General features: G+C 70.5%; 17 protein-coding genes. 11 read left to right on the top strand and 6 right to left on the bottom strand.

Features of this window, described 5'->3' with window-relative positions:
* Positions 1-56 precede the first annotated feature (56 nt).
* The 5 genes from ACFU5O_RS11200 (at position 57) to hemB (ending at position 6021) form a co-directional block, all read left to right on the top strand.
* Complete coding sequence (locus ACFU5O_RS11200; protein WP_384238895.1) at positions 57-896, top strand: redox-sensing transcriptional repressor Rex; 840 nt, start codon at positions 57-59, stop codon at positions 894-896.
* A complete protein-coding gene (locus ACFU5O_RS11195; protein ID WP_384238893.1) occupies positions 893-2248 on the top strand; it encodes a glutamyl-tRNA reductase in 1356 nt (451 codons plus the stop codon). Before ACFU5O_RS11200 ends, ACFU5O_RS11195 begins: the two co-directional genes overlap by 4 nt.
* A complete protein-coding gene (hemC, locus tag ACFU5O_RS11190; RefSeq protein WP_384238891.1) occupies positions 2245-3204 on the top strand; it encodes a hydroxymethylbilane synthase in 960 nt (319 codons plus the stop codon). Before ACFU5O_RS11195 ends, hemC begins: the two co-directional genes overlap by 4 nt.
* Positions 3201-4868: a uroporphyrinogen-III synthase gene (locus ACFU5O_RS11185; protein ID WP_384238889.1), complete on the top strand. Its 1668-nt coding sequence runs from the start codon at positions 3201-3203 to the stop codon at positions 4866-4868. Before hemC ends, ACFU5O_RS11185 begins: the two co-directional genes overlap by 4 nt.
* Positions 4869-5022: 154 nt before the next feature.
* Entirely contained in the window at positions 5023-6021 is a 999-nt protein-coding gene (hemB, locus tag ACFU5O_RS11180; RefSeq protein WP_384238888.1) for a porphobilinogen synthase, read from the top strand.
* 6 nt (positions 6022-6027) lie between these two features.
* Here the strand turns inward: hemB and ACFU5O_RS11175 are convergent, their stop codons facing one another.
* Positions 6028-6831, bottom strand: a complete 804-nt coding sequence (locus tag ACFU5O_RS11175) for a DUF4253 domain-containing protein (protein ID WP_384238886.1) — start codon at positions 6829-6831, stop codon at positions 6028-6030.
* Positions 6832-6895: 64 nt separating this feature from the next.
* Positions 6896-7612, bottom strand: a complete 717-nt coding sequence (locus tag ACFU5O_RS11170; protein WP_384238884.1) for a DUF4232 domain-containing protein — start codon at positions 7610-7612, stop codon at positions 6896-6898.
* Positions 7613-7863: 251 nt separating this feature from the next.
* Here ACFU5O_RS11170 and ACFU5O_RS11165 point away from each other — a divergent pair, with 251 nt between their 5' ends.
* Both ACFU5O_RS11165 and ACFU5O_RS11160 read left to right on the top strand, forming a co-directional pair.
* Positions 7864-9276, top strand: a complete 1413-nt coding sequence (locus tag ACFU5O_RS11165) for a helix-turn-helix domain-containing protein (RefSeq protein WP_384238883.1) — start codon at positions 7864-7866, stop codon at positions 9274-9276.
* Between the two features lie 290 nt (positions 9277-9566).
* A complete protein-coding gene (locus ACFU5O_RS11160) occupies positions 9567-10859 on the top strand; it encodes a hypothetical protein (protein ID WP_384238882.1) in 1293 nt (430 codons plus the stop codon).
* Between the two features lie 123 nt (positions 10860-10982).
* On the opposite strand, the gene argS is transcribed toward ACFU5O_RS11160, so the two are convergent.
* On the bottom strand, positions 10983-12752 hold the full coding sequence (gene argS / locus ACFU5O_RS11155; RefSeq protein WP_384238880.1) for an arginine--tRNA ligase: 1770 nt from the start codon (positions 12750-12752) through the stop codon (positions 10983-10985).
* Between the two features lie 192 nt (positions 12753-12944).
* Here argS and lysS point away from each other — a divergent pair, with 192 nt between their 5' ends.
* A complete protein-coding gene (lysS, locus tag ACFU5O_RS11150; protein ID WP_384238879.1) occupies positions 12945-14684 on the top strand; it encodes a lysine--tRNA ligase in 1740 nt (579 codons plus the stop codon).
* Positions 14685-14833: 149 nt separating this feature from the next.
* On the opposite strand, the gene ACFU5O_RS11145 is transcribed toward lysS, so the two are convergent.
* The 3 genes from ACFU5O_RS11145 to ACFU5O_RS11135 form a co-directional block, all read right to left on the bottom strand.
* Complete coding sequence (locus tag ACFU5O_RS11145) at positions 14834-16174, bottom strand: DUF2637 domain-containing protein (RefSeq protein ID WP_384238877.1); 1341 nt, start codon at positions 16172-16174, stop codon at positions 14834-14836.
* Positions 16175-16437: 263 nt separating this feature from the next.
* Positions 16438-17160 (bottom strand): DUF3558 domain-containing protein, encoded by a 723-nt coding sequence (locus tag ACFU5O_RS11140; protein ID WP_384238875.1) that lies wholly within the window; start codon positions 17158-17160, stop codon positions 16438-16440.
* 179 nt (positions 17161-17339) lie between these two features.
* Entirely contained in the window at positions 17340-18191 is an 852-nt protein-coding gene (locus tag ACFU5O_RS11135) for a DUF3558 domain-containing protein (RefSeq protein ID WP_384238873.1), read from the bottom strand.
* A gap of 163 nt (positions 18192-18354) precedes the next feature.
* Here ACFU5O_RS11135 and ACFU5O_RS11130 point away from each other — a divergent pair, with 163 nt between their 5' ends.
* The 3 genes from ACFU5O_RS11130 to ACFU5O_RS11120 all read left to right on the top strand — a co-directional run bounded on the left by ACFU5O_RS11130 (position 18355) and on the right by ACFU5O_RS11120 (position 21253).
* Positions 18355-19548 (top strand): RtcB family protein, encoded by a 1194-nt coding sequence (locus tag ACFU5O_RS11130; protein WP_384238872.1) that lies wholly within the window; start codon positions 18355-18357, stop codon positions 19546-19548.
* Positions 19549-19947: 399 nt separating this feature from the next.
* Positions 19948-20742, top strand: coding sequence for a hypothetical protein (locus tag ACFU5O_RS11125; RefSeq protein WP_384238871.1), 795 nt, complete (start codon positions 19948-19950; stop codon positions 20740-20742).
* Entirely contained in the window at positions 20735-21253 is a 519-nt protein-coding gene (locus tag ACFU5O_RS11120; RefSeq protein WP_384238869.1) for a GntR family transcriptional regulator, read from the top strand. Before ACFU5O_RS11125 ends, ACFU5O_RS11120 begins: the two co-directional genes overlap by 8 nt.
* Positions 21254-21350 lie beyond the last annotated feature (97 nt).

The following is a 21350-nucleotide window of genomic DNA, read 5'->3' as shown; positions in this document are numbered from 1 at the left end:
GGGGCGGTCCTGGGACGTACGGCCGCCTGCAGCCTCGCTCATCCCGCAGGAGCACCGTGGCAACTGGCCGAACTCACCGACCGGCGACTCGTAGCCGAGGAATCCCCGAGGCCACCGTCGCCCGGCTTCCGCTGTATCTGCGCGCACTGACCGCGCTGTCAGAGCGGTCCGTGCCGACGGTCTCCTCCGAGGAGCTCGCGACCGCGGCGGGGGTCAACTCCGCGAAGCTGCGGAAGGACTTCTCGTACCTCGGTTCGTACGGGACCCGTGGTGTCGGCTACGACGTCGAGTACCTCGTCTACCAGATCTCCCGCGAGCTCGGCCTCACCCAGGACTGGCCGGTCGTGATCGTCGGTATCGGTAACCTCGGCGCCGCCCTCGCCAACTACGGCGGCTTCGCCTCCCGTGGCTTCAGGGTCGCCGCGCTGATCGACGCGGACCCGGCGATGGCGGGGAAGCCGGTGGCCGGGATCCCCGTCCAGCACACGGACGAGCTGGAAAAGATCATCTCGGACAACGGTGTCTCCATCGGGGTCATCGCGACCCCCGCGGGCGCCGCGCAGCAGGTGTGCGAACGGCTGGTCGCCGCCGGTGTCACCTCCATCCTCAACTTCGCGCCCACCGTGCTGTCGGTGCCGGACGGCGTCGACGTGCGCAAGGTCGACCTCTCCATCGAGCTGCAGATCCTCGCGTTCCACGAGCAGCGCAAGGCCGGCGAGGAAGCGGACACGGAGGCCGCCGCACCGGCGGTGGCGGCGTCCGGCGCGACCGGCACCGTCGCTGCGGCCGATGTGTCCACCGGTGCGGACCCGTCGCAGGGGGCCGGTACGGCTGCGGGAGCCGGAACAGGCCGGAAGGGACCCGACGGGGACGTCCCCGCCGTGATGCCGGCATGAGCCTCCTGGTAGTCGGACTCAGTCACCGCAGCGCCCCGGTCAGCGTGCTGGAGCGTGCTTCGCTGTCCGTGGACACGCAGGTCAAGCTGCTGCAGGACACGCTCGCCGCGGAGCCTGCGGCGGAGGCGTCCGTCCTCGCCACCTGCAACCGCATCGAGCTCTACGCCGACGTCGACAAGTTCCACGCCGGTGTCGCCGAGCTGTCCACCCTGCTCGCCCAGCACAGTGGCGTCGCGCTGGAGGAGCTCACCCCTTATCTCTATGTGCACTACGAGGACCGGGCCGTACACCACCTCTTCTCGGTGGCGTGCGGGCTCGACTCGATGGTCGTCGGCGAGGGCCAGATCCTCGGCCAGATCAAGGACTCCCTCGCGCTCGGCCAGGAGCTGCACACCGCGGGCCGGCTGCTGAACGACCTGTTCCAGCAGTCGCTGCGGGTCGGCAAGCGCGCCCACAGCGAGACCGGGATCGACCGGGCCGGTCAGTCGCTGGTCACGTTCGGTCTCGAGCAGCTGGCCCAGGGCGTTCCGGTGGACGGCTGGGCGCAGGGCAAGAAGGCGCTCGTCATCGGCGCCGGTTCGATGTCCTCGCTCGCCGCGGCGACACTGGCGCGCGCCGGGGTGTCCGAGGTCGTCGTCGCCAACCGGACGCCGGAGCGGGCCGAGCGGCTCGTGCAGATCCTGAACGAGCCCGGCGGTACGGGCGTGCGCGCCCGCGCCGTCGGGATGGCCTCGGTCGGCGACGAGCTGACACGTGCCGATGTCGTCGTCTCGTGCACAGGGGCGACCGGCCTCGTACTGACGGCGGACGCGGTCGAGGCCGTGCTGGACGGGGGCGAGGGCTCCCTCGCGCTGCTCGACCTCGCCATGCCCCGTGACATCGACGCCGCCGTGCACCGGCTCGACGGGGTCCGCCTCGTCGACATCGAGTCGCTCGCCGAGGCCTCCGCGGACGCCCCGATGGCCGCCGATGTCGACCAGGTGCGCACGATCGTCTCCGACGAGGTCGCCGCGTTCGGCGCCGCGCAGCGCGCTGCGCACATCACGCCGACCGTCGTCGCCCTGCGTGCCATGGCCGCCGATGTGGTCGCCGGTGAGGTCGCGCGGCTCGAGGGCCGGCTGCCGGGCCTGGACGAGCGGCAGCGCGCCGAGATCGCCCAGACCGTGCGCCGCGTCGTCGACAAACTCCTGCACGCGCCCACCGTGCGGATCAAGCAGCTCGCGGCCGAGCCCGGCGGTGCCGGATACGCGGACGCGCTGCGGACACTCTTCGACCTCGACCCGGAGACGGTCGCATCCGTCAGCCGGGCCGACCTGAACGACGCCGACGTCAAGAACCGAGGGCGAGTATGACCGAGAAGGCTTTGAGGCTGGGGACCAGGCGCAGCAAGCTCGCCATGGCCCAGTCCGGGCATGTGGCGGAGGCGGTGACACGGCTGACCGGTCGCCCCGTCGAACTCGTCGAGATCACGACGTACGGCGACACCTCCCGTGAGCACCTCGCGCAGATCGGCGGCACCGGTGTGTTCGTCACCGCGCTGCGCGACGCGCTGCTCGCGGGGGAGGTGGACTTCGCGGTGCACTCGCTGAAGGACCTGCCGACCACGCAGCCCGACGATCTGGCGCTGGCGGCGATTCCGCGCCGCGAGGACCCGCGTGACGTGCTCGTCGCGCGGGACGGGCTGACGCTCGACCGGCTGCCGAGGGGCGCCCGCGTCGGCACCGGCTCGCCGCGGCGGATGGCGCAGCTCAACGCGTACGCCCGCTCGCACGGGCTGCAGATCGAGACCGTGCCGATCCGCGGGAACATCGACACCCGGGTCGGATACGTACATGACGGGGAGCTCGACGCCGTGGTGCTTGCCGCGGCAGGGCTGAACCGCATCGGCAGGATCGAGGACGTGACCGACTTCCTGTCGGTCGACGTGGTCCTGCCCGCCCCCGGCCAGGGGGCCCTGGCGGTCGAGTGCACGGCGGCCGACGCCGCACTCACCGCCGCGCTCGCCGAGCTCGACGACCCGCACACCCGGGCCGCCGTGACCGCCGAGCGGTCCCTGCTCGCCGCCCTGGAGGCCGGCTGCAGCGCACCTGTGGGTGCACTGGCCGACCTGCAGGGCGACGGCCAGGTTGTTCATGAGATGCGCCTGCGCGGTGTCGTCGGTACCACCGACGGCTCGACGCTGGTGCAGCTGTCCACCACCGGTCCCGTACCCATGTCGCACGACGACGCCGTGGCGCTCGGACGCGAACTCGCGTCCGAGATGCTCGCCAAGGGTGCGGCCGGTCTTATGGGGGAGCGAGCACTTTGAGCCCCACCACCACTGCCACCTCTGCCTCTTCGGCGTACTCCGCACCAGGGCATGTCACCTTCCTGGGCGCCGGTCCCGGCGACCCGGGGCTGTTGACGCTGCGCGCCGTGGAGGCGCTGGCGGGCGCGGACGTGCTGATCGCCGAGCCCGATGTCCTCGAGGTCGTTCGCGGCCATGCGAGGGCCGGCGTGAGCACACCCGAGCTGACGATCGTTGACGATGCGTCAACGGCCGCCGGTGTCCCCGTGTTGAGGGATGTGACCAATCTTGTCATGGAGGCCGCGCGGGGCGGCAAGCGGGTCGTCCGTGCGGTGGGCGGTGACCCCGGGCTCGACGGCAACGCAGGTCAGGAGATGCTCGCCTGCGCGGCGGAAGGCATCGCGTTCGAGGTCGTCCCGGGTGTCGCGACGGCGGTGGGTGTGCCCGCCTACGCCGGTGTTCCGCTGCGCGACGCGCAGGGGACGGACGTCCGCTTCATTGACGCGCGTACGGCCGACGACCGCTGCTGGACCGAGGTCGGCGCATCCGACGGGACCGTGGTCGTCTCGACGTCGCTGGACGCGGTCCCGGCCGCGGCGGGTGAACTGGTCGCGGCCGGGCGCAAGCCCGACACCCCGATGACGGTGACCGTCGCCGGCACGACGACGCGGCAGCGGACGTGGACGGCGACGCTCGGGACCGTCGCGCAGGTCTTCAAGCAGGCGAAGGTGCTGCCCTCGCCCGAGGGCCACCGGCCGGTCATAGCCGTGGTCGGCGAGCGCAGTGCCCCGGCTCAGCGTGCCCAGCTCGCGTGGTTCGAGTCCAAGCCGTTGTTCGGCTGGAGGGTCCTCGTTCCGCGGACGAAGGAGCAGGCGGCCTCGCTCTCCGACCAGTTGCGTTCCTACGGCGCGGTGCCGCACGAGGTACCGACGATCGCCGTCGAGCCGCCGCGGACGCCGCAGCAGATGGAGCGTGCGGTCAAGGGGCTCGTGACCGGACGCTACGAGTGGATCGCCTTCACCAGCGTCAACGCCGTCAAGGCGGTGCGGGAGAAGTTCGAGGAGTACGGTCTCGACGCCCGCGCCTTCGCCGGGATCAAGGTCGCGGCGGTGGGCGAGCAGACGGCCCGCGCGCTCATCGACTTCGGGGTCAAGCCGGACCTGGTGCCGAGCGGGGAGCAGTCGGCAGCCGGGCTGCTGGAGGACTGGCCGCCGTACGACCCGGTCTTCGACCCGATCGACCGCGTGTTCCTGCCGCGGGCCGACATCGCCACGGAGACGCTGGTGGCGGGCCTGATCGAGCTCGGCTGGGAGGTCGACGACGTCACCGCCTACCGGACCGTGCGGGCCTCGCCGCCGCCGGCGGAGACGCGTGAGGCGATCAAGGGCGGTGGCTTCGACGCCGTGCTCTTCACCTCGTCCAGCACGGTGCGGAACCTGGTGGGTATCGCCGGGAAGCCGCACAACGTGACCGTGATCGCGTGCATCGGTCCCGCGACCGCGAAGACCGCGGAGGAGCACGGGCTGCGGGTGGACGTGCTGTCGCCCGAGCCGTCGGTCCACAAGCTGGCGGAGGCGCTGGCGGAGTTCGGCGCACGGCGGCGTGAGGCCGCCCTCGAGGCCGGGGATCCGGTCACGCGGCCGAGCGAGCGGCGGCCGGGAGCGCGGCGGCGTCGTACGACGTGATCGAAGGCGTTGACGGGGTCACGGGGATGTTCGCCCGTGACCCCGTTTCGCTTTCTGGGCCGACCGGGGGTGCCGGTTGTCTCAGGGGCAGTCCCGCGGGCCACCGGCGCTCTGTCGGCAAATGCCTCCCCCGGACCGGCGTAGCGTGGTGGGCATGACTGTGTACGGCTCCTTCCCCGGCTCGCGGCCGCGTCGGCTGCGTACCACCCCCGCGATGCGGCGCATGGTCGCCGAGACGCGGCTGCATCCCGCTGATCTGATCCTCCCGGCGTTCGTGCGCGAGGGCGCCAGTGAGCCTGTGCCGATCGCGGCGATGCCGGGCGTCGTGCAGCACTCGCTGGACACGCTGCGCAAGGCCGCGGTGGAGGCCCGTGAGGCCGGTGTCTCCGGGATCATGCTGTTCGGGGTGCCGGAGGACGCGAAGAAGGACGCGGCGGGGACCGCGGGGACGGACCCGGAGGGGATTCTCCAGGTCGCCGTCCGGGCCGTGAAGGAAGAGGTCGGGGACGATCTGGTGGTCATGTCCGACCTGTGTCTGGACGAGTACACCGACCACGGGCACTGCGGTGTGCTGGACGCGCAGGGCCGCGTCGACAACGACGCCACGCTGGAGCGGTACGCGGAGATGGCCCAGGTGCAGGCCGACGCGGGCGTCCATGTCGTGGGACCCAGCGGAATGATGGACGGTCAGGTCGGGGTCGTCCGCGATGCGCTGGACACCATCGGCAGGGAGGACGTGTCGATCCTGGCGTACACGGCCAAGTACTCGTCCGCCTTCTACGGGCCGTTCCGTGAGGCGGTCGCCTCCTCGCTGACGGGCGATCGCAAGACATACCAGCAGGACCCGGCGAATCTGCGGGAATCCATGCGGGAGCTGGCGCTCGACCTGGAGGAGGGCGCGGACATGGTCATGGTCAAGCCCGCCGGGCCGTACCTGGATGTGCTGGCGAAGATGGCGGAGTCCGTGGACGTGCCCGTGGCCGCGTACCAGATCAGCGGTGAGTACGCGATGGTCGAGGCCGCGGCCGAGAAGGGCTGGATCGACCGGGACAAGGCGATCCTGGAGACTCTGACGGGGATCCGCCGCGCGGGCGCGCAGATGATCCTGACGTACTGGGCGACGGAGGTCGCGCGGAAGCTGGCCCGCCCGTAAGGCGGTTCAGTCCCACCAGAACGACCAGACGGGCTGGTCCAGGACGGCCTTGGCCGCGTACTCGTCCAAGGCGGAGTAGCTGCCCTGGGTGATGTTGTCCGGGCAGAACGCGAAGTGCTCGGCGGCCACGGCCCCCGCCTCTGCGAGTGTCGTGGGCGGGGACGCCACGGAGACCACCAGCTGGTCGAAGGTGAGCGCCACCACGCGTATACCGAAGCGGTCCTCCCACGAGCGCAGGACCGTGCAGAGGCGCGCCACGTCATTCTCGTGGTTGAGCGGTCCGGTCCAGCCCAGCGCCGCGGGTATGTCGGCGCTGCGGCGGGCCGGGACGAGCGCGAGCCGGGCCCGCGCGAGCCAGGAGTCCTGATCGGTCAGAATGCCGACGACCTCGGCCGCCATGTGGTCCGGGTCGTCCCCGGAGGCCGCAGCCGGGGCGAGGCCGGGGAACTCCTCGGCGGTGTCGAGTTCGTCCCCCGCGCACTCCTCCCAGAAGGCCGCAAGCACCTCCTCCGCGTCGTGATCGCCCGCGTACGACATCATCGCCGGGGACAATCCCCAGTCCTCGGGACGACTTTCGTGGCCGCCGCCCGAGCCTATGAGCACGGGGTGGAGACCTGCGGTCCTGCGGGCGGGCAGCAGGGCCGACCAGTCGCCGGGACGTGCCGGCTCGTCCGCGCACCAGAGCAGCGGCTCGTGCCAGGAGCCGTCCGTCGTGGTGTCGATCAGTCGGCCGGCCGGCAGGTCGAGCCCCAGCGAGCGGCCTGTCGGGTCGGTGGCCAGGGTCGGCAGGGGATTGGGAAGCATCGCCATGATCTGAAAGATAGAGGCCGCCACTGACAACGGGCGGCCTCCACTTCGTCCTTCGCGTGGGCGATCAGTAGGTGAGCGCGTCGGCCATGTCGCTCTGCCAGTACGTCACCTTGGCGGTGTCGTCCTCGATGTAGGTGTCCGCGGGGAGCGCGAGCTCGGCGGGTGCTCCGGTCGATCCGGCCCCCTTGTGCCCGAACGAGATGGTGAGGTGCTTCGCGACGCGGCCCGGGTTCTCGGCGGCGCCGGGCTCGCCGGTCAGGACGACCGCGGCGTAGGCGGACTCGCCGGGGGCCAGGGTGACGACGGCCTGCGGACGGCTGTCCTCGATGAACCGGGTCGGGGACTGCGCCTCGTCGAAGCGGAGGAACGGCGCGTTGTAGGCGGCGCAGGTGCGCGAGCCCGTGTTGGTGATGGTGAGCAGCAGGTGGTTGATGGGGCGCGCGACCTTGCTGATCACGGCCTTGGTGTTGTCGCCGGTGCAGGTGGTGGGGGTGGTGCTGTCGCCGCCCGTGCCCCCGCCGGTGCTCTTGCCCGAGGCCGTTCCGGAGCCCTTGTCGCCGCCGTCGGCCGGGTCCGCGGCACCGTTGCTGCCTGTGCCCGAAGGCGGGGTGGCCGCCGTGGTCCCCGAGACGCCAGCGCTTGCCTTGCCCCCGCCGGCCGGGGCCGCCGCCTTGGCCTTGTCGTCGCTCTGGCAGGCGGTGAGGGACAGTCCCGCAAGAAGCGCGGCGGTGGCGACGACGGCGGTGCGGTTGCGGATGGCGCGGCTACGGATGGTGCGCATGGTGGATCGACTCCCCGTTGTGGTGGTGAATGTGGTGGTGGTGAAGGTGGATTCGCCTGTCGGCACGGCGACCGCGAGAGCGTCGCCGGTGGCCCGGTCGCGCTGAACACACCTTGTGGGGCTGGTCGCTCGTGGGACAACGGGCCAGGGACAATGGGGGAAGCTGGAACGCCGGCAGGGGGGTTGACCAGGCGATACACCATCTCCCTGGAATGCGTTCCTGGGACGGCGAACGACAGGGGAGGGGTCGGGTGGCGACGGGGACGGAAGGCTTCGCCGGGCTGCTGAGCGCGCTGAAGGAACGCTCCGGGCGCAGCTATGGGGCTCTCGCCGGACAGCTGCACATGAGTACGTCCACGCTGCACCGCTACTGCAACGGCGACGCCGTGCCGACGGAGTACGCCCCCGTCGAACGGTTCGCGCGGCTGTGCGGGGCGACCCGGGACGAGCTGGTGGAGCTGCACCGGCAATGGATCCTTGCCGACGACGCCCGCAGGCGCGGCCGTGCCGGCGCGGCCGAGTCCTCCGATGAGCCATCTGTAGAGCCGTCGCGTGAGGCGTCTGCTGAGCCGTCGCGTCAGGCGTCTGTTGAGCCGTCCGCCGAGGCGGCTTCCGTCCCGGCTCCGGGACCTGCCGCGGCCGGTCCCGTGGCGGTGGACGGTGCGGCGGGGGAGCACGATCCCGAGCCGGGGCCGGAGGATGTGGCAGCCGAGCCGGTCGTCGTCGGGCCTGTCTCCGCCTCGCGCAGGCGCCGCCTTCGCATCGCCGTTGCCACGGCTGCCGTTGTTGCCCTCGCAGTCCCGGCCGCCTTCGCCGTAAGCCAGTTCGGGGGTGATGGCGTCCGTACGGACGCGCGCGGGAAGGGGCAGTCCGGTGCGAGGAAGGGCGCCGGGGCCTCGACCGGAGCCGTGGCCCCGTCCGCCTCCGCCTCCGCATCTGTTTCCGCCTCACCGAGCGGCAGCGCCTCACCCGGTGGGAAAGGAGTGAGCGCCTCCCCGTCGGATGCGGCCGCAGAGGGCAGGTCGCAGTCGCCCGCGGGGCAGGGCGGCGGTGTGGCACCGAGTGTGGGCATCAGCTCGTACAACTGGGAGGCGCCGTGCGGCGAGTACTACCTCCTGGACCAGCAGCCGGGCCAGGTCCCGCCGCCGCCCGCCCCGCAGGACACCCGGCGCTGGGCGCGCGCCCTGGGTGGCGTCAGTGCGGGCGACATGGCGCTCCAGCTGACCGTGACGGGCAACACGGACGAAGCTGTCGTCATCACTGCCTTGAACGTACGCGTGGTGGGGCAAAAGGCCCCACTGCCCTGGCAGGCGTACTCCATGGGCGAAGGCTGCGGCAGCGGGGTCACTCCGCGCACCTTCGACATCGACCTGGACCGTGCCCATCCGCTGGCCAAGCCCGTGGCGGGGCAGGACGGTGACACCGTCGTGCCGGCCAAGGACTTCCCGTACAAGGTCTCCACCCGTGATCCGCAGGTCCTGAACCTCGACGTCCACACCGAAGGGCACGAGGTCACGTGGTACCTGGAGCTGGCGTGGAGCAGCGGCGACCGGCGCGGGGTCGTACGGGTCGACGACGGCGGAACGCCGTTCCGTACGAGCGCCTTGGAGGGCCGCAAGAGCTATTCCTACTGGCCCGACAAGGATGAGTGGGTCACCGGCTGAGCACCGTGCGGTCGCCTCCGGCAGCCCTTTCCGAACACCACCGCCGTGTGTCACGGGCGACGTGGCGACGACGGGCCTCGCACCATCGGTGAGTGGCCGTCAGGACGCAACGGTCCAGGGCCGCTTCGGGCCAGGCGATCCCTCTTCCGGCCCCTCTGACCAGCGGCGAAAGTAACTCCTGCAACCGGGCGCCACACCTGGAACGGCCCCGACAGCTGCACCTGCAGGGCAGCTGTTCAAGGCCGAGGCGTGGACGTGCCCCTTCCTATCGCTGCCGCAGGAGAAGCCTCATGAAGCTCGCCCACGCCGCTCGCCGGACCGCCTCCGCCCTGGCCGTCGGTGCCATGTCCCTCGGACTGCTCACCGTCACCTCCGGCTCGGCCCAGGCCGTCGCGAACTGCTCCGGGAACGTGTCGGTCTACGGCACGCTGGCCGACGGCCGGCTGACGTACACGGCCATCGCCCCGAACACCGGCGACCGCCTCCGGACACTGATCGGACCCGATCTCGGCTTCACGCCGAAGGCGATGGCGACGCTCAACTTCAACACCGTCCTGGTCACTTCGACCACCGGGGCCCTGTACCGCGTCGATGTGCAGACGAACGACAGCGCTCTGGCACTCGCCGGAGTCGAGAAGATCTGGGACTCGGGCTGGACCTTCGACCAGATGACGTACGACGGCGCGGGCCATCTGTACGGGACCGTGGACGGCCAGCTCCACCAGTACGTGGTGTCGCAGGCGAAGCCGCAGGGCTCCCAGCACATAGCCCAGCACAAGGTGATCGACACGGGGTTCGTGCTGAAGACCCTCGCCGCGGCGGGTGACGACCGTCTCGTCGCCTCCACCGCGGACGGACGGCTGCTGAGCTACAAGATCAACGGCGTGAACGACTGGGACCGCTCGATCCTCAAGGCCGACGGCTGGTCCGCCGTGGACTCCCTCGTGTCCCCGGGCGGCGGTCTCTACTACGGCCGTACGAACGGCGGTATGTACTGGTACCACGACGTGGACCCGACCGACGGTGACGGCGACGACGTCGCGTACCACCCCAACGACCCGGTCGACGCCTCGGGCTGGACCCAGACGCTGCTCTCCGCCAACGCGGGCAACTGCGCCTATGTCCCGCCGGCCCCGCCCGCCTCCGTACAGGGCGGCCAGATATCCCGCAGCGAGGTCCTGGTCCGCGCCAAGAACTGGTACAGCCGCAACGTCCAGTACAGCCAGAGCGCGACCGCCGTCGACATCAACGGTGACGACTACTACCGCACCGACTGCTCCGGGTTCGTCTCCATGGCCTGGCACCTGAACTCGTCGCTGACCACCCAGACGCTCCCCGGCGTGAGCACGCAGATCGCGAAGAGCGCCCTCAAGCCGGGTGACGCCCTCAACTACTCCTCCACGCACGTGGTCCTCTTCGCGGGCTGGAAGGACCAGGCGGCGGGCACCTTCTACTACTACTCAGAGGGCAGCCCTTCCAGCGACATGAACTACAACGTCGCGAACGTCAACAGCGGCACCATCGACAGTCACCCGGCATCCGCCTACGTGGCCCTGCGCTACGACAAGATCGTCTCGGGCTGACCCGCAGCACGAGGCCGACGGCAACGACAAGGTCCCCCGCCGGAGCAGCAGCTCCGGCGGGGGACCTCGTACGTCTGCGTCTACGTATGCGTCGGCGCCGCCTCCGACGACCGCGCGGCGGCGTCAGAGGCGCTCGGGCGTCCGGATGCCCAGCAGGGCCATTCCCCGGTGGAGCGTGCGGGCGGTGAGGTCGACGAGGAACAGACGGTTCTCCACGACTTCGGCCGGGTTGTCGTCGCTGAGCACGTGGCACTGGTCGTAGAACGTCGTGAGGTGCGACGCCAGCTGGTACAGATACGCGGCCAGCTTGTGCGGCTCGTAGGACTCCGCGACCTCGGCCAGCATCTCCCCGAACTGGTCGATGTGCAGGCCCAGGGCGCGCTCCGCCGGGGCCAGTGCGAGCTCAGGGTGAGCCACCGGCCTGCGGTCGCCCGCCTTGCGGAGGATCGACTGGATACGGGCGTACGCGTACTGGAGGTACACGGACGTGTCGCCGTTCAGCGAGACCATCTGGTCGAGGTCGAACTTGTAGTCCCGCACGGCCGACGTGGAAAGGTCCGCGTACTTCACGGCGCCGATGCCGACGTACGCCCCGTTCTCGACGATCTCCTGCTCGGTCAGGCCGACCTTCTCGGCCTTCTCGCGCACCACGGACGTCGCCCGCTCGACCGCCTCGTCCAGCAGGTCCACCAGCCGCACCGTCTCGCCCTCACGGGTCTTGAACGGCTTGCCGTCCTTGCCGAGCACCGTGCCGAAGGCGAGCTGGACGGCCTTGACGCCGTCGTTCAGCCAGCCGATGCGGCGGGCGGTCTCGAAGACCATCTTGAAGTGGAGCGACTGGCGTGCGTCCACGACGTACAGCAGCGTGGTCGCCCCGAGGTTCTGGACGCGGTCACGGATCGCGGAGAGGTCCGTGGCCGCGTACCCGAAGCCGCCGTCGGACTTCTGGACGATCAGCGGGACCGGGTTGCCCTCGGGGCCCTTCACGTCGTCGAAGAAGACGCACAGCGCGCCGTTCGAGCGGACCGCGACACCCGACTCCTCCAGCAGACGGCAGGTCTCGGCCAGCATCGCGTTGTAGCCGGACTCGCCCACGACATCCGCGTCGTCGATCTCCATGTCGAGCTTGTTGAAGACCGAGTAGAAGTAGATCTTCGACTCGTCGACGAAGCGCTGCCACATGGCGAGGGTCTGCTCCTCGCCCGCCTGGAGATCGACCACCCGGCGGCGGGCCCGGTCCTTGAACTCCTCGTCGGACTCGAATACGGCACGCGAGGCCTTGTAGAGCCGGTTCAGATTGGACATGGCCTCCTCGCCGGAGACCGTCCCCCCGTCCTTGTGGTCCAGCTCGTGCGGGTGCTCCATCAGGTACTGGATGAGCATGCCGAACTGGGTGCCCCAGTCGCCGATGTGGTGGCGCCGGACCACCTTCTCGCCGGTGAACTCGAGGATCTCGACCATCGCGGCGCCGATCACGGCGGAGCGCAGATGACCGACGTGCATCTCCTTCGCCACGTTCGGCTGGGCGTAGTCGATCACGGTCGTGCCGGCACCGGAGGAGTACGGAACGCCGAGGCGGTCGTCGGCGGCGCGGGCGGCGAGGGTCTTCACGATCGCCTCATCGGTGATCGTGATGTTGAGGAAGCCGGGTCCGGAGACCTCGATGTCCTTCACGACGTCGTCGGCCGGGATCGCCTCGACGACCTTGGTCGCCAGCTCGCGCGGATTGCCCTTGAGCCGCTTGGCGAGCGCCAGGATGCCGTTGGCCTGGAAGTCGGCCCGGTCGCTACGTCGCAGCAGCGGGTCGGCGGAACCGGCCTCCGGCAGGGCAGCCGAGAGGGCGTCCGCGAGGCGCTGCTGCACGGTCGAAGCGAGGGAAGGGACCGAGGCCATGAGCTTCCGTTCCTGTCGGTGGGTGGTCGGTGGTGCTAATTCGGTAGTCAAGTGTCCCATGGGGGAGCAATCTGTTTTCCCCGGAGCCGAAGGGCTGTGGACAACCATGCACCTGTGGACAACCACCGAGCCCGCTGTTCCGTCTGGGAGAATGGCCAACGCCAGCTTCGACAGACTCAAGCATTCAAGGACGTGCCGATCGTGGCTCAGAGCAGCACCGAGACCGACTGGGTCTCCCGTTTCGCGGACGATGTCATCGCCGAGGCGGAACGGCGTGCGCCCGGGAAACCGGTCGTGGTTGCCTCTGGCCTGTCTCCGTCCGGGCCCATCCACCTGGGCAATCTTCGCGAGGTCATGACCCCGCACCTGGTCGCGGACGAGATCCGGCGGCGGGGGTACGAGGTCCGTCATCTGATCTCCTGGGACGACTACGACCGCTACCGCAAGGTGCCGGCCGACGTGCCCGGCGTCGACGGTTCCTGGGCCGAGCACATCGGCAAGCCGCTGACCTCCGTGCCCGCGCCGGCGGGCTCTCCGTACCCGAACTGGGCCGAGCACTTCAAGGCCGCGATGGTCGAGGCGCTCGCCGAGATGGGCGTCGAGTACGACCCGGTCAGCCAGACCGAGCAGTACACGTCGGGGGTGTACCGCGAGCAGATCCTGCACGCGATGAAGCACCGTGCGGACATCGACGGGATCCTCGACCAGTACCGGACGAAGGCCAAGGCCCAGGCGAAGAAGCAGCAGCAGAAGCCGGTGGACGAGGCCGAGCTGGAGGCCGCGGAGGGATCCGGCGCGGCGAGCGAGGACGACGGCAGCGGCGGCTCCGCCGGCTACTTCCCGTACAAGCCGTACTGCGGCAACTGCGAGAAGGACCTGACGGCGGTCACCGAGTACATCGACGCGACGACCGAGTTGACGTACTCCTGCACGGCGTGCGGCTTCTCGGAGACGGTCCGGCTCAGCGAGTTCAACCGCGGCAAGCTGGTCTGGAAGGTCGACTGGCCGATGCGCTGGGCGTACGAGGGCGTGATCTTCGAGCCCAGCGGTGTCGACCACTCGTCACCGGGATCGTCGTTCGTCGTGGGCGGGCAGATCGTCCGCGAGATCTTCGACGGTGTGCAGCCGATCGGCCCGATGTACGCCTTCGTCGGGATCTCCGGCATGGCGAAGATGTCGTCCTCCCGCGGTGGTGTGCCGACCCCGTCGGACGCGCTGAAGATCATGGAGGCGCCGCTGCTGCGCTGGCTGTACGCGCGCCGCAAGCCCAACCAGTCGTTCAAGATCGCCTTCGACCAGGAGATCCAGCGGCTCTACGACGAGTGGGACAAGCTGGAGAGCAGGATCGAGGACGGTTCGGCGCTGCCGGCCGACGCCGCGGCGTACTCCCGCGCGGTGCGCACCGCCGCCGGTGAGCTGCCGCGCACCCCGCGCCCGCTGCCCTACCGCACGCTCGCCTCTGTCGTCGACATCACGGCCGGTCACGACGAGCAGACCCTGCGGATCCTCAGCGAGCTGGACCCGGCGAATCCGCTGAGCTCCCTCGATGTCGCCCGGCCGCGCCTCGACCGCGCGGAGAACTGGATCACCACCCAGGTCCCGGCCGACGCCCGGACGATCGTCCGCTCCGAGCCCGACGCGGAGCTGCTCGGATCGCTCGACGACGAGGGGCGGGAGTCGCTGCGGCGGCTCCTGGAGGGTTTGGACTCGCACTGGTCGCTCGACGGGCTCACCACGCTCGTCTACGGCGTGCCGAAGGTCATGGCCGGGCTGGAGCCGGACGCCAAGCCGACGCCTGAGCTGAAGGCCGCCCAGCGATCGTTCTTCGCGCTGCTGTACCGGCTGCTGGTCAGCCGTGAGACAGGGCCGCGGCTGCCGACGCTGCTGCTGGCGGTGGGCGCGGAGCGCGTGCGCAAGCTGCTGGGCGCCTGACCCGGCGATCCGGAGACAGCGACGCCGAAGGGCCCTCCTCCCTTGCGGGTGAGGGCCCTTCGGCGTTTCCCTGCGGTGCCGGGCGCGGCGCTCGCGGCGTAGGGAGGCGCCGGGCGCGGCGGCGTGAACCGCCGTCCGCCGGACGCCCGCTACGCGATGTGCTCGGCCTCCAGCTCGGCCTGGTAGCGGTTCTGGAACTCCGGCATCAGGCGGCGCAGCAGGCTGGAGCTGCGCGGGTGGTTGACGCCGTGGACGTCGGCGAGGGTTATGTCGAGCACGTCGTTGCTCGGGAAGGCTCCGTGGAGTTCGACCCACTCCTTGAAGACGGGGTAGGCCAGCTCGGCGAACTCCGAGTCCTCGATGGGGTCCGACTCGTCCTCGGGCTGGGGCTCGGGAACCTGTTCGTACGGGCCCTGCTCGTACGGGGTCCGCTCGTACGGGCCCTGCTCGTACATCTGCTGCTCGGCGCGCGGGCCCGGAATGGCGCCCGGGCCGGGAACGGGCCCGGCGGGCATGGCGTCCGGGCCGGCCGGGACCGCGACCGCCGTGGGCTCGAGGCCCTCGACGTACGTCGGGTTGTACGCGTTCTCGTACGCCTCCTGCGGCACCTGCGGTGCCGCGAACCACGGACTTTCATGGGATCCGGCCCCGGTGCCCTCCGGCAGGTCCTGCTCCTCGGGGTGGGCCTGGGGCCAGTCCTGCCGGACATCGGCGGGGGCGAGCGGCGCCCGAAGCCTGGGTGCGGACGATCCCCCGGCGGAGAGCTCCGCCGCGGGCAGCGGGTTCGGGGGCAGCAGCGCGGGCTCGATCCCGGCGGCCGCAAGCCCCGCGGGCGCGGTCTCCGCCAGCGGAACGCCGTACTTCGCGAGCCGCAGCGGCATCAGCGACTCGACCGGGGCCTTGCGCCGCCAGGCCCGCCCGAAGCGGGCCTGCAGACGGGCCTGGTAGATCAGCCTGTCCTGCTCCAGCTTGATGACCTGCTCGTAGGAGCGCAGCTCCCACAGCTTCATCCGCCGCCACAGACGGAACGTGGGCACGGGGGAGAGCAGCCAGCGGGTCAGCCGCACGCCCTCCATGTGCTTGTCCGCCGTGATGTCGGCGATCCGGCCCACCGCGTGCCGGGCCGCCTCTACGGCGACCACGAAGAGCACCGGGATGACGGCGTGCATGCCGACGCCGAGCGGGTCGGGCCAGGCCGCGGCGCCGTTGAAGGCGATCGTCGCGGCCGTCAGCAGCCATGCCGTCTGGCGCAGCAGCGGGAAGGGGATACGGATCCAGGTCAGCAGGAGGTCGAGGGCGAGCAGCACACAGATGCCCGCGTCGATGCCGATGGGGAAGACGACGGAGAAGTCGCCGAAGCCCTTCTTCTCCGCGAGCTCGCGTACGGCGGCGTACGACCCGGCGAAACCGATCGCGGCGATGACCACCGCTCCGGCCACGACGACGCCGATGAGTATGCGGTGCGTGCGTGTCAGCTGCATCGCGGCCACCCGCGATCCCCTCCCGATATCGAATTCCGGACCGAACTCCGGTGCCCGCCCCCGGCTCCGGCGCGCCGCAGCGCGGGCCAAGCCTGGCACACGCTTGCGGAGCGCGGCCGTCCGGGGAGGCGATCCGGGTTCCGGGCCGCGACTGCGCCCGAGGCCCGGGACCGGATTTCGGGCGGCCCCGGGCCTCGGGCGGCGGAGTCGGCAGCCGCTGCCGGGTGCGGCGGTCGGGTGGGTACGCGTGCCGGCGCTCCCGCCCCGGAGACCTACTTGTTGGCCGTGGCGACCGAGGCCGCGGCCTCCTTCGCCGCCTTCACCGCGTCCTTCATCAGCTCCGCCGCGTCGGGGGTCTTGGCCCCGGCGTAGCCCGCACCGTTGTATCCGAGCGTGACCACGACGTTCCCGGTACGGGCCACGATCGTGGCGTACTTGAACGTCTCGTCCGTCTTCTTGAGGTCGTAGCTGATCGCCGTCGCCTCGTCACCGACGCCCGGCGTGGACGACTTCTTGACGCCCTTGGCGCCGTCCGTGGCCTCGGTCTTGGCGACTTCCTTCGCGTACGCCTCCTGGGCCCGCTTCTCGCCGCTGCCCAGGCCGGACTCGGACTCGTACCGCAGGAAGGAGACGTCGAGCCAGCGGTAGTTCGAGCCCTTGACGCCCTTGTCCTCCAGGCCGTTCCACGAGCAGCCGCCGCGGGCGCCGGTGTCGCTGGAGGTGCCGGCCGTACCGGCCTTGTTCTTCACCTTCGGGACCAGTTCCTCGATCGTCTTCGAGGTGATCGCCTTGCAGGGTTCGGGCAGCTTGGCGAACTTCGCGGGCTCGACGTTCGCCACGGACTGCTTCGCGTCGGGCGCCGACCCGGTCGAGGCCGCCGAGCCGGAGGCCTTGTCCTCGCTGCCGGAGTCCGAGGAGCAGCCGGCGACGACGAGCATCACCGGTACGGCGGCGCAGGCGAGTATGCGGGTGAGTCGCGGAGCTGATCGGTGCATGGTTCCTTCACTCGGTGAGTCGTACGGTCCGCCGGTGCGGGACGGACGGTCGGCCGGTCGGGAGCCTTCCGGTCGGCCACGGTACGCCGACACGTTACGTCGCCGAGGGCGTCCCGCGGGATGGGGTGGCGGAACCCGGCAGCGTCGGCGGGCAGCGGTGGAGGCCGGTGACGACGGGGCTATTCGTTGAAGCGCTCGGCCAGGTTCCGGGCCAGGGCCTGCGCTTTTTCCTGCAGTTCCTTGCTGTCCGGGAGCTCGGTCGCAAGGGCGGGCTGCTCGATGTACTCGACGGTCACGATCACGTTCGATGTGCGGAAGACCACGCTGACGGTGCGATGCTGCGCGGTGGAGCCGGCTCGGGTCAGGGCGTCGTCGAGGAAGGCCGCGTCGCCCAGGCCGTCGAGTTCGCGGGGCTCGAGGCCCTCGGTGGTCTCCGTGGGGTTGGCGGTGCCCGTTGTGTCTGATGTGCCGGTTGTGCCCGTCGCGCCCGGGGCTGCCGGGGTGCCCGCGGTGCCGCTGCTCGGGGGTGACGGGGTCCCGCTCGGGGTCCGGGTCTCCTGGACCTTCTCGTCCCGCGGATCCGCGGGAGCCGGCAGCTGCGCCGCGTCCTGCTTCCGGGCGTAGACCTCCTGCGCCCGGTCGTCGTCGCTGACCTCCGGGTCGTACGAGACGACGCGCTCGACGTCGATGCGGAGGTGGTGCGAGGCGTCCGGGGCGTCGGCCTTCCAGCTGCAGCCGACGCGGCGGTCCGTGTCGTAGGTGACGGCCGCCGTGCCCTTGTAGACCTTCTCCTGCTGTTCCTCCGGCAGCTCGGCGGCGCCGGGGAGCAGATCCCTGAGAGTCGAGCGCTGGACGGCGCCGCAGGGCTCGTAGAGCGTGCGGTACCTGCCCGGGGCGGCGGCATCGGAGCCCGCGGAGTCGCCGGGTTTGGTGTCGGCGGTGGAGCCGGTGTCGCCGGATCCGGCGGTGCAGCCGGCGAGGAGCGCGACAAGGAGCGCCGCCGTGCCGGATACGTACGCCTTGCGCTGCACGGTGCCGAGCTCCTTCTGCCGAGGGAAAACTGCTTGCCGCCCGATGCGGGCCGATGAACACAATGTGTATCGCACGCGCAGCTGTGAACGCCGGTCGGCTGTCCCCTTCATGGCCTTGGCGCCGGATTTGCGTTTTCGAACTTATCGGGGGAATCGAGAGAGTATGTCGTACGTAGAGGTGCCCGGGGCGAAGGTCCCGATCCGGATGTGGACGGACCCGTCCACGGTCGAGGGCGTCGCGATGCAGCAGCTCCGGAACGTCGCCACACTGCCCTGGATCAAGGGGCTCGCCGTGATGCCGGACGTGCATTACGGCAAGGGTGCCACGGTCGGATCGGTGATCGCGATGCGCGGCGCGGTCTGCCCTGCGGCCGTCGGCGTCGACATCGGCTGCGGAATGTCGGCGGTGAGGACCTCGCTCACCGCGAACGATCTGCCCGGCGATCTGTCCCGCCTGCGCTCCAGGATCGAGCAGGCCATTCCGGTCGGCCGGGGCATGCATGCCGACCCGGTGGACCCGGGCCGGGTGTACGGATTTCCTGAGGCGGGATTCGGCGACCTCTGGTCGCGCTTCGACTACGTGGCCGACGCGGTCAAGTTCCGGCGGGAGCGCGCGACGAAGCAGATGGGCACGCTGGGTGCGGGCAACCACTTCGTGGAGTTCTGCCTCGACGAGTCCGGCGCCGTGTGGCTGATGCTCCACTCCGGATCGCGCAACATCGGCAAGGAACTCGCCGACTACCACATCGGCGAGGCCCAGAAGCTGCCGCACAACCAGGGCCTGATCGACCGGGACCTGGCGGTCTTCGTCGCCGACACCCCGCAGATGGCGGCGTACCGCAACGACCTCTTCTGGGCCCAGGAGTACGCGAAGTACAACCGCGCGATCATGATGGGGCTCTTCCAGGAGGTCGTCCGCAAGGAGTTCCGGAAGGCCAGGGTCACGTTCGAGCCGGTCATCTCCTGCCATCACAACTACGTGGCGGAGGAACGGTACGAGGGCATGGACCTGCTGGTCACCCGCAAGGGCGCGATCCGGGCGGGCTCCGGCGATTTCGGGATCATTCCCGGGTCGATGGGCACGGGCTCGTACATCGTGAAGGGCCTCGGGAACGAGAAGTCGTTCAACTCGGCCTCGCACGGGGCAGGCCGGAAGATGAGCCGCAACGCCGCGAAGAAGCGCTTCTCGACGCGGGACCTGGAGGAGCAGACGCGGGGCGTGGAGTGCCGTAAGGACTCCGGCGTCGTGGACGAGATCCCGGGCGCCTACAAGCCGATCGAGAAGGTCATCGACCAGCAGCGGGACCTCGTGGAGGTCGTCGCGAAGCTCAAGCAGGTCATCTGCGTCAAGGGCTGAGGTCCTGCACACCACGTGATCGACAGGCCCCGGACTCTGCGTCCGGGGCTTTGTGGTTCAACGCGTCGTTTCGACCAGCTCGGCTGAGCGCCGAAAAGCGGGTCGTTGAGACAACCTCAAGCCTTGTGCCTGACGCAGATGCGGCAGTGTCTCTTCCGTCTCCGTCGATATGGAGCACGGGGGAACGCGCGATGCGGAATCCCACCTCGTCACCGTGGGCCGGCCGGCCCAGGGGGCGCCCGTGGGTCGAGGGCGTCCGCTCCTTGCGCCGGGGGGAACTCCCTTGTGTCAGAAGCCGTCTCCCGTTGTACCACCTTGTGTCGAGCATTTGACACAAGATTCCGACCAGGGCATCTTGTACCCACTGCTTGATACAAGATGATCTGGGGGGATCTCCATATGCTCGACACCGTCCCGCTCCAGTCCCGGCTCCTCGACCACGCCGACTACTACGCCCGCTGGTCCGGTCTGGCCGTCGGCGTCGTGGCCGCACAGCAGTTGGTCACCATGGAGAGCGACGACATCACGATGCCCCTCGTGTTCGCCATCACCGCTTTCGGCCTGTGCGCGGTGGGCGGTGTCCTGCTCGGCGACGCCCTGACCCTGCGTCCCCAGGAGGCGGTACGCACCGCGAGTCTCGCCCCGCGCCTGGTCCGAGACCAAGTGCCGCCCCGTATGGCACCCCTGCTTCTTCTGCAGGCGGCGTCCCTCGTCAGCCTGCTGGTGATCGGTGCGGTCACCGCCTCCTCCGACCCCGACCGGATGGGCAGAGCGGGGCGCGTCATGACCGTCACCTGCGAAGGGGTGCCCGCTTCCCTCGGTCCCTGGCCGGGCCTGTACTACAGCGGCCCGATGTTCGCCGCCCTCGCGGTCGGAACCCCCGCCTGCGTCTGGGCCCTGCGCCGTATCGCCCACGGCCCGGGCGACGACCAGCAGCGCCGCAACCGTGGGTGGGCGATTACCGGAGCTTGGGGGCTGATGGTGTCGAGCCAGGTGCTGCTCGTCGTTCTGATGATCCTCGTCGCGCTCACGGAGAAGGACTGCGTCGGCCCGCTGGGCGCCGCCACCATCGTGGTGATCTGCCCCCTGGGCCTGCTGAGCCTGTTCGCCTTCGGATGGTCCCTGGTTACCGTGGTGGCACCCCGGGCGGTCGACGACGAGGCAGCCGACGATGGGACTTTCGACGATGAGTGACCCCGCCGTCCGCGTCGACACCACCAGCCAGGTACCGCCGTACGAGCAGATCCGCGCGCAGCTGGCCGCGCTGATCCGCATTGGCCGGCTGGCCGAGGGCGAGCGCCTGCCGACCGTGCGCCAGCTCGCCGCCGACCTCGGTCTCGCGCCGGGCACCGTGGCTCGCGCCTACCGCGAGCTGGAGGCCGCCCAGCTGATCCGCACCCGCCGTGGCGCGGGCACCCGGGTCGCGGCGCCCCCGTCCGAGTCGCACGTGCCCGATGCCGACCAACTCGCCACTCTGGTCCGGGATTTCACCTCCGCCGCCCGATCGCTCGGCGCCGGCACCGAGGACATCCTGACCGCCGTCCGCGACGCCCTGGACCCGGGGCCCGCCTCCTCTTCGGCCGCGGCCGAGAGCGGAGCGGGTGGCCTCAAGACGGCCGAGGTGTCGGCGCAAGTCACAGGCGTGAGGAACAGGCTTGAGCGGCAGGCGCAAGGTCGCGAGTCCGGGACGAGCCATCAGCGATGAAGACGTGACGTTGCCGAAGGCGTGAGCCGGAGGGTGAGCGTCGATCCGGACCTGCTTGGAACGGTGCCCGCTCGGCTGCGTGCCCTGAGTGCGTGTC

Source organism: Streptomyces sp. NPDC057445 (genome assembly GCF_042802855.1).
Lineage (GTDB): Bacteria > Actinomycetota > Actinomycetes > Streptomycetales > Streptomycetaceae > Streptomyces.
Note: the sequence above shows the minus strand (reverse complement) of the source record. Positions and strands in the feature narration are given on the sequence as shown.